The organism is Moorena sp. SIO4A5 (genome assembly GCF_010672005.1).
Lineage (GTDB): Bacteria > Cyanobacteriota > Cyanobacteriia > Cyanobacteriales > Coleofasciculaceae > Moorena.
The window spans coordinates 1-3,835 of sequence record NZ_JAAHHZ010000457.1; the positions used below are offsets into that span (position 1 = coordinate 1).

Below are 3,835 nucleotides of genomic sequence, written 5' to 3' on the forward strand. Positions count from 1 at the left end.
GTGATGGATGAGGCGAAAACGCTGATGAAAGCCGACCGTAGTACCCTGTGGCTAATTGACCGAGAGCGTAATGAACTGTGGGCGCAAATTCCCCAAGCGGATGGTTCCTCCCAAGAAATCCGGATCCCAATGGGTGTTGGCTTTGCCGGGAAGGTAGCTCAAAGCGGTGAAGCTCTAAATATTCCTTTTGACCTATACGATCATCCCAATTCTAACAATTCCAAAAAAGTTGATCAGGAATCTGGTTATCGCACCTGTAGCCTGTTGTGTATGCCAGTGTATAACTCCAATCAAGAGTTAATAGGTGTAACCCAACTAGTCAACAAGAAAAAAAGCGGTGACTTTGAGCCCTACAATCCAAATGATTGGCCGAAAGCTCCCGAATGCTGGAAAGCAAGTTTTAATGGAATTGATGAAGACTACATGAAGGCGTTCAATATTCAAGCTGGGGTAGCCATACAGCGAGCGAAACTGTTTGCCACCATCAAACAGCAGGAACAAATTCAGCGGGATATGCTGCGCAGTCTCAGTAATGGGGTTATTTCCACCGATAAAACCGGTAAGATTATCGCTACCAATGAAAGTGCCAAGAAATTACTGGGGTATTACCCTGGAGACAGCTTGGAGGGGTTATCGGTTAGTCAGTTGATTAACATCAAAGGCGGAAATTTTGCTCAATGGCTCCAGAATGCTTTAACTGCCAAGACAGAAAAAGACAGCCGTCAGTACTACCCCGACCAAACCCTGATTTCCCAGGGGTTAGAATCAACCAAGCATTGTGTGAATCTCTCGATTAACTCTATTGCTGATGCCAGTGATCAAACCCATGTCTATGGTGCGTTGGTAGTCATGGATGACATTAGTGATGAAAAACGCCTCAAGACTACCATGTATCGCTACATGACCCAGGAGTTAGCAGAGGAATTACTTAAGCTTGATGACCATAAATTAGGAGGCGATCGCAAAGAGGTATCAGTTCTGTTCTCAGATATTCGTGGCTATACTGCCTTGACCGAAAGTTTAAAGGCAGAAGATGTCGTGGGTATGCTCAACGACTATTTTGAGTCGATGGTGGATGCAATTTTTGAATATAAAGGTACCCTCGACAAATACATTGGCGATGCGATTATGGCTGTTTTTGGTTCGCCCTTGCCCCAAGAAGATCATGCTTGGAGAGCAGTGCAAACTGCCTTAGAGATGCGCCAGCGTCTCAAAGAGTTTAATCAACAACGTGAAGAAGCTAATCGAAAACCTTTAAAGATCGGCATTGGCATCAACTCCGATAGCGTCATTAGTGGTAATATGGGTTCAACTAAACGAATGGAGTTTACCTCTATTGGTGATGGAGTCAATTTAGGTGCTCGCTTGGAAACGGCTAGCAAGCAATACGGTTGCGACATCTTAATTAGTGAGAATACTTACAGAGCCTGTTTTGACCAAATCTGGGCTAGGGAATTGGACAAGGTAATTGTTAAGGGCAAGACCAAGCCAGTATCCGTTTATGAATTAGTGGGCCTAAAATCTGAACCGATTTCTGAGTACAAAGCACGCATCATTGAACATTACTACAAAGGCCGTCAGTATTACCTCCAGCGACAGTTCGCCCTCGCCATGGGTGAGTTTGGCACTATCCTAGAAAAATATGACAAACATGACCAAGCCTCTGTATTGCACCTGAAGCGTTGTCAGCGTTTTCTTCAAGAACCTCCTAACGATGACTGGGATGGTGGCTGGAAGTTGTTAGAGAAATAGTCCTTAGTCCTTAGTGATTGGTCAAAGTAAATTGTTAAGGCCATATCCCATAAAATAGGCGCTTAGCAACGGGTACAAGCCTAAGTCTTGTTTAAATTAACTAAGGACTAATGGATTAACGATTAGAGAACCTTGTGAGTGTACTCATGCTGTTTGACATTATCTTCCTTAGTAACAACTCGCTGCATATTTAGCAACCGCTTGCGTTCTGTGGAAAAGTTGAAGTTATCAAAGGTTGTGCCGAGGGGAATATGAGCGATCGCTTCTGGACAACTCTTGTAAGTGCGTGCAGCGGCGAGGGCTCGGTTAGTAAAATCATCGCAAAACTGAGCATCCTCTGGAAACTCAGCGGGTTTGAACAGGCTATCCCCTGAGATTACTTTACCTAGAGTCGTACCACAAGCCAATGAGTAAGATGTAGGAACACTTTTAAGCAGTGCTTCTAGAGAGGCTGAGGGGATGGGTTCAATAATTTGAACTTGATGAACTTCACCCTCTTCTTTGATAAAGCAGGTGGCTAACCCTACCACCAGGTAGTTATCGGTAGATAAATCCGGAGCATTAGCTAAGGGAGTTACAGCGGTCATAAGACGATTTCAGTACAGGATTTGAAACCAAGATAAATCACCCGCTAAGATAAATCAAATCAATAGCTTTGGTGGCATTCTATCAGGATAGCAGGTCAGCTGACACCTACCCGGTGCGCTTGACCCGTAATTAAATTCGCCACGGGTCGCACCGTTTAATCCAATAGCGGCTCACCTAAGTCTTTTCTATTTTTCTCTTCTTGATGCAGTCGCTCATGGGGGAAACCACGGCAGTCGCTCATGGGGGAGACCCCCAAGACCGCGCTGCCTCCCCAAGACCGCGCTGCATCGCTAAGTCTGGTGGTGGAGTGATGGCTTTTTGCCATTAAAGCAACCTTACTATCAGCAAACCAGGAGCCATATTTGACTGCAGGTGGATGACGTATAACGGATTGAGCTGTTATTTGTAGATTTAAGGATGGCTGGGTTAAATAACCTGGAAGCGTTATGATTAGGTTTCAAAAAGCAAAAGCAGTTTTTGGCTACCTGCTATTATCTGTTTTTGTTCATACCGTTGATGATATGGCTTTGAAAACTATACATTAAAGTATAATGCTACGTGAACATCATGACATAACCCTACTAAAGTTGCGCCAGCAAGTTGGCTTAACTCAGCGAGAACTTGCTGAAGCCCTTGGAGTAACCCAGAAAACCATTTCCATTTGGGAAAGGGGCAAAATGCAGCCTAAGCTCTCCTTTTGGCAGACTAAGTTAATCATGGAAAAGCTCAAATGCACCCTTGATCAGCTAATCATTGCCACTGAGCTGAAACACCAGAATGAAAATGAAATTAAACCACCAAGAATGATACCACATAATCCCAGATTTTTCTAAAACTCAAGGGTGCAATCTTGGCCTTTGGCTAGGTATGAATGAGGCACCGATTGCGGGGCTGGCTGCCTAGAATGGGTTTGCTAGCGTCAGCACTAGGGCGCTAGTCGTTTGAATCTATTACGATCTGCACAATGCGCTTTGCGCTTTGGTAAATTCTCGTTTGGATAATAGCTCAGTAAAAACCATTTCGTTACCAAATTCGTTACCAAAACTGTTACGAGGACTATGCCCACGGTTAGCATACTCTACGATCAAATGTAGTTAATGCTCCTTAGACCAGTCTAAAAGCTGTGGAACTCTTAGTCCCATGGCTTTTTGTTTGTTTTAAACGTTTAGGATTTCTCAATAGCTTTGTCTTGATGCAGTCGCTCATGGGGGGAACCCCCAAGACCGCGCTGCATCGCTTACAAAACTCCCTTAGAGCTTGGAATCATCCCTGCACGACGAGGATCAATTTCTACAGCCATGCGCATTGCTCTGGCAAATGCCTTGAATGTTGCTTCAATAATATGATGTGAATTGATGCCTTCTAGTTGGCGGATATGTAGGGTGAGCAGTCAGTGCAAGTAGAAGTCATAGAACGCTTTGTCATTGGAGTTTGAGATATTGCCAAAGCTAGGAATCGTGGAACGCACGTTTGTGTGGTTGAATCGATTTCGCCG

General features: G+C 44.4%; 4 protein-coding genes and 1 pseudogene. 3 read left to right on the forward strand and 2 right to left on the reverse strand.

The window, feature by feature from the left end; genetic code table 11:
* Nucleotides 1–1,752 (forward strand): adenylate/guanylate cyclase domain-containing protein (locus F6K57_RS39100; RefSeq protein WP_293074069.1); only part of this gene is annotated, 1,752 nt, incomplete at its 5' end.
* A 122-nt stretch (nucleotides 1,753–1,874) separates the two neighbouring features.
* On the opposite strand, the gene F6K57_RS39105 is transcribed toward F6K57_RS39100, so the two are convergent.
* Nucleotides 1,875–2,339, reverse strand: coding sequence for a hypothetical protein (locus F6K57_RS39105; protein ID WP_293074072.1), 465 nt, complete (start codon nucleotides 2,337–2,339; stop codon nucleotides 1,875–1,877).
* 203 nt (nucleotides 2,340–2,542) lie between these two features.
* On the opposite strand from F6K57_RS39105, the gene F6K57_RS39110 reads away from it, so the two are divergent.
* Nucleotides 2,543–2,668: a hypothetical protein gene (locus tag F6K57_RS39110; protein ID WP_293064221.1), complete on the forward strand. Its 126-nt coding sequence runs from the start codon at nucleotides 2,543–2,545 to the stop codon at nucleotides 2,666–2,668.
* A gap of 223 nt (nucleotides 2,669–2,891) precedes the next feature.
* Entirely contained in the window at nucleotides 2,892–3,173 is a 282-nt protein-coding gene (locus F6K57_RS39115; protein ID WP_075897123.1) for a helix-turn-helix transcriptional regulator, read from the forward strand.
* A 404-nt stretch (nucleotides 3,174–3,577) separates the two neighbouring features.
* On the opposite strand, the pseudogene F6K57_RS39120 reads toward F6K57_RS39115, so the two are convergent.
* A pseudogene (locus F6K57_RS39120) lies at nucleotides 3,578–3,727 on the reverse strand (imidazoleglycerol-phosphate dehydratase); the annotation flags it as partial.
* Between the last annotated feature and the right edge of the window lie 108 nt (nucleotides 3,728–3,835).

What these genes read in the sequence shown, in the direction of transcription:
- F6K57_RS39105 (WP_293074072.1), bottom strand. Translation starts at nt 2,339, where the DNA reads ATGACCGCTGTAACTCCCTTAGCTAATGCTCCGGATTTATCTACCGAT.
- F6K57_RS39115 (WP_075897123.1), top strand. Translation starts at nt 2,892, where the DNA reads ATGCTACGTGAACATCATGACATAACCCTACTAAAGTTGCGCCAGCAA.
- F6K57_RS39110 (WP_293064221.1), top strand. Translation starts at nt 2,543, where the DNA reads ATGCAGTCGCTCATGGGGGAAACCACGGCAGTCGCTCATGGGGGAGAC.